The organism is Carboxylicivirga sp. (assembly GCF_982718395.1).
The window spans coordinates 1-4,125 of record NZ_CEXQWX010000252.1 but is presented as its reverse complement, the minus strand read 5'-3'; the positions used below and the strand labels follow the sequence as shown (position 1 = coordinate 4,125).

The 4,125-nt window shown below is 34.6% G+C and carries 5 protein-coding genes; 1 reads left to right on the top strand and 4 read right to left on the bottom strand.

The annotated features are described in order from the left end of the window. From AC4MRQ_RS24575 to AC4MRQ_RS24560, 4 genes are all read right to left on the bottom strand, one after another. Positions 1–526 (bottom strand): Ig-like domain-containing domain (locus tag AC4MRQ_RS24575; protein ID WP_491200379.1); only part of this gene is annotated, 526 nt, incomplete at its 3' end. A gap of 139 nt (positions 527–665) precedes the next feature. After that, the gene (locus tag AC4MRQ_RS24570) at positions 666–1,400 is read right to left on the bottom strand and encodes a class I SAM-dependent methyltransferase (RefSeq protein WP_491200378.1); all 735 of its coding nucleotides are present in this window, start codon (positions 1,398–1,400) and stop codon (positions 666–668) included. 360 nt (positions 1,401–1,760) lie between these two features. Continuing rightward, on the bottom strand, positions 1,761–2,426 hold the full coding sequence (gene rpe, locus AC4MRQ_RS24565; protein ID WP_491200377.1) for a ribulose-phosphate 3-epimerase: 666 nt from the start codon (positions 2,424–2,426) through the stop codon (positions 1,761–1,763). Between the two features lie 88 nt (positions 2,427–2,514). Next, positions 2,515–3,381, bottom strand: coding sequence for a sigma-70 family RNA polymerase sigma factor (locus AC4MRQ_RS24560; protein ID WP_491200376.1), 867 nt, complete (start codon positions 3,379–3,381; stop codon positions 2,515–2,517). A 297-nt stretch (positions 3,382–3,678) separates the two neighbouring features. Between AC4MRQ_RS24560 and AC4MRQ_RS24555 the strand changes: the two genes are divergently transcribed. Next, positions 3,679–4,125, top strand: a 447-nt coding sequence (locus AC4MRQ_RS24555; RefSeq protein WP_491200375.1) for a Rho termination factor N-terminal domain-containing protein, incomplete at its 3' end; no start/stop codon positions are given.

Below are 4,125 nucleotides of genomic sequence, written 5' to 3'. Positions count from 1 at the left end.
TATCCTGGTCAAAATCCAGTTGTAAATTTGTGCTTACTCCTACATCAGTGGCGTCCTGTGTTGGACTGTATGCCGTTACTGATGGTTCAGCTGTTTCAGTTGTAAAACGCCAATTATTACCTCCACTATTATCTATACCTGGAAAATCATCACCTGATAAATTTTCAATTGCACCAGCATCAATTGTCACATAATACTGTACCCCCGTATTAAAATCATTTGCAGGATCAATTGTTAAAACATTCCCAGCAATACTAACCCCTTTACCGGATTCAATATTACCAGCTATGAAAGTACATGAAAGAAATTCAACATCGTCACTATCAAATATTTTTAGATAAAGAAAAGAAATGTCTGGGTTTGGTCGAATATCTTCATCAAAGGTTAATTGTAATACCTTATTCACAACAACTCCCGATTCATCCTGCAAAGGGTTATAGGTAGAAACTCCAGGTTGTGCAAATAATGATGATACTCCTACAAATAAAAAACACAGTGCAATTAGTAATTGGTATATTCTTTTCATTGTAACTATTTTTTCCATAGACAGTTTGACCCCGAAAGATACTAAATAGATTCGTATTAGCTATTTTGACTACTGTTAAACAAATTTGCCCATGTCAATCTTTGACGAACAGCTAAATTAGATGTATAACAGCATTATTTTATTTGACAAACGTCAACTTAGCTACATAATCATAGTGCTCACCATCAGCAATTTTTTCAAACAAAAAACCATTTTCTTTTGCTTTTATAGCTAACAGAGATGGATCAATAAACAACCATTCAAAAGGTTTTGTTTTATGGTGTTTATATGTCATTGTATACATAACCTCACCATAATAGGTTTCATCTGATGGTTGGCAATACGAATCTTCATCGATGTATAAATAACGTAAATCAGAACTATCCAGTATAATCTGTCCTTCCGGATGAAGGTATTCTTTTAATTTGGCAAAAAATACTGGTAGATGATCAATGGCGGCAGCCAGACCTATGCCATTCATCATTAATAAAATAGTATCATACTTATCATTGGGTTGGTAGGAATAGAAATCTTTATTTATTACCTTTCTCACACCACGTTGCAAAGAAACCTGACAACAACCTGTTGATGAATCTAACACAGTGACATCTTTACCTCTTTTTTGTAATTCTAAGGCATGTGAACCAACACCTCCTCCAACATCAAGTATTTTCCCCTTGCAATGAGCTAAAGCCTTCTGTTCTATTGATGGCATCTCTGCAAAGTTCCTAAAAAGATAATCAACCGGAATAACATCATCTTCAACAATATTGGATTGTACTTTAATTTCCAGATTTCTTTTACCTGACAGGTAATCCAAAGCGGCGCATCCCATTGGATCGTTTAAAACAGGTTCTTGCATCTTACTTTTCATAGCCACAAAAGTAGCATTTCGGCCTTGCACTACCAATTTGATTGGTGAAACATCTTGGAACCTGATTTTTATAACCTTCAAGACTTTATTGGTCCTTCATAGAGCCCTATACAAGCTATGGCTGTATAAGCTGTTTGATGACATCGGGGCTGAGTCAATTCTTTTACAAAGAGGAAATTTAAAGAACTAATTTCTGGCTATTTTAAGTCTTTTATACCTGAGATAATACAAATCTGATAGGATCATTTTGATGTAAAATTCGATCAATAATTATTGAACAGATTTTATTGTTTTACAATAAAAAAGTCTAATAAGTTTCAAATCCAAAACACAATCACCTGATTAATAACGATATATAAACTAAGACCGTTGGAATTCCATTTTTTTCAGACCTGAAATTGTCTGCTCAGGATTTGGAGATCTAAAAATATAACTACCCGCAACCAGTACATCAGCTCCTTTATCAACCAATGTCTTAGCATTTGTATTGTCAACACCACCATCAACCTGAATTAAAGCTCTACTGTTTTTTCTTAAAATCAATTCCTTCAATTGCACCAATTTTGAGTAGGTATTTTCTATAAACTTCTGTCCCCCAAATCCTGGGTTTACTGACATTAATAAAACCAAATCCAGCTCACTAACAATATCTTCCAATACTGAAATCGGTGTATGAGGGTTTAAGGTTACTCCCGCTTTCATTTCATTATTATGAATTGTTTGCACCGTACGGTGAAGATGAGTACTCGCCTCATAATGCACATTGAATAAATCCGCACCCGCCTTTTTAAAAGTTTCAATATAGCGCTCTGGTTGCACAATCATCAAATGCACATCAAATGGTTTTTTTGTCAAAGGTTTAATAGATTCCAGTATCGGAATGCCAAATGAAATATTGGGTACAAAAACACCATCCATTATATCCAGGTGAAACCAATCAGCTTCACTGTTATTAATCATTTCAACATCACTCTTCAAATTGCTAAAATCAGCAGCTAGTAAAGATGGTGCTATTAAATGTTTCATGTTATATTAATGCTTTGGTCAATAAAAAATGTGTTGCAAAAATACAACACATTCGTTTATGTCGATATGATAATTGCCACTAATGCAATTACTGTCCTAAAAAAGATCTCAAAATTTTACTGCGGTATGTATTTTTGAGTCGTTTAATAGCTTTTTCCTTTATTTGTCTGACACGTTCTCTTGTCAAATTAAAGAGTTTTCCAATTTCCTCAAGAGAATATGGTGGTTCTCCACTTAGTCCATAATAGAGTTTAATAATATCGGACTCTCGTGTTGACAATGTTGCTAAAGAACGATCAATCTCCTGTCTTAATGAATCATCTAATAAATGGGTATCAGGACTAAGTGAATCGTTGGACAACAACACATCATATAAAGTATTGTCTTCATCTTTTTTGAGAGGAGCATCCATTGATACATGACGTGACGAAACTTTAAGAGCTTCTTTCACTTCTTTGGGCGCAATTTCCAAAATTTTAGCAATTTCATCAGCAGTCGGTTCCCTTTGAAAATCCTGTTCTAATCTTGAAAATGCATTATTCACCTTGTTAATCGACCCAATTTTATTCAATGGCAGGCGAACAATACGGGCCTGTTCAGCTAATGCCTGAAGAATGGATTGACGAATCCACCAGACAGCATAGCTTATAAATTTAAACCCTCTGGTTTCGTCAAATCGCTGAGCCGCTTTGATCAATCCCAAATTACCCTCATTTATTAAATCAGGTAAACTTAACCCTTGGTTTTGATACTGTTTAGAAACAGATACCACAAACCTTAAGTTAGCATTAATCAAGCGCTCCAGGGCTTTATTATCCCCCTGTCTGATTTTTTTCGCTAATACAACTTCTTCATCTGCATTTAGAAGTTTTACCTTACCAATTTCATGCAGATACTTGTCGAGGGAAGGCGTTTCGCGATTGGTTACTTGCTTTGTAATCTTAAGTTGTCTCATATCGAATCAGTTATGTTGGCATAAGCTCATTAATTACAACGCAGAAGAAAGTTTTTTTGTTTATGCTACTTTAAAAATGCATTTTTTTTTGTGACTTACAAAGTGATTGACAATTAAAAAAATAGGCTTCAGTCATTAATTTGATAAAAATGTTTTGCAAGAAGGCAAACTTTCCATAGATTTGCACCAACTAACATTGGAGCCTGTCAGGTGTCCAATCCTTTTTAACTTTTCGATTTTATTATTTAGAAAATAAAATAATCCGAAGATACTTCTTAAAATATTGTTGTTATAGTTATGTACGATATACTAGAACTGAATAAAAAGCTATTGACTGAACTTCGTCAAATAGCAAAAGAGCTTAATGTTAAGCGCGTTGAATCCTATAAAAAGCAGGATTTGATTTATAAGATATTGGACGAACAAGCCATTCAGGTGTCAGCCGATAAAAAGCCTAAAAAAGAAAAATCAGGCGAAAAGAAAGCACGAACAAAACGACCGAGAACACAGCGTAATGATGGTCCGATTGCCTCTTCAGTAAAATCAAAGGTTGCTGAAGCTGCAGGTGCAATCGGTACCAAAGAAGAAGCTTCTGATAATGAAGTGACAGAAGCTCCTGCAAAAAAAGAAAACATTAAAAAAGTTCCTGTTAAAAAGGAAATTATTGAAGAAGCTAAAACTGAAAAGCCGGTAGAAATTAAAGCTGAGGCTCCTACACAAGAGAAGCAAGTAGAAGAAGCTCCT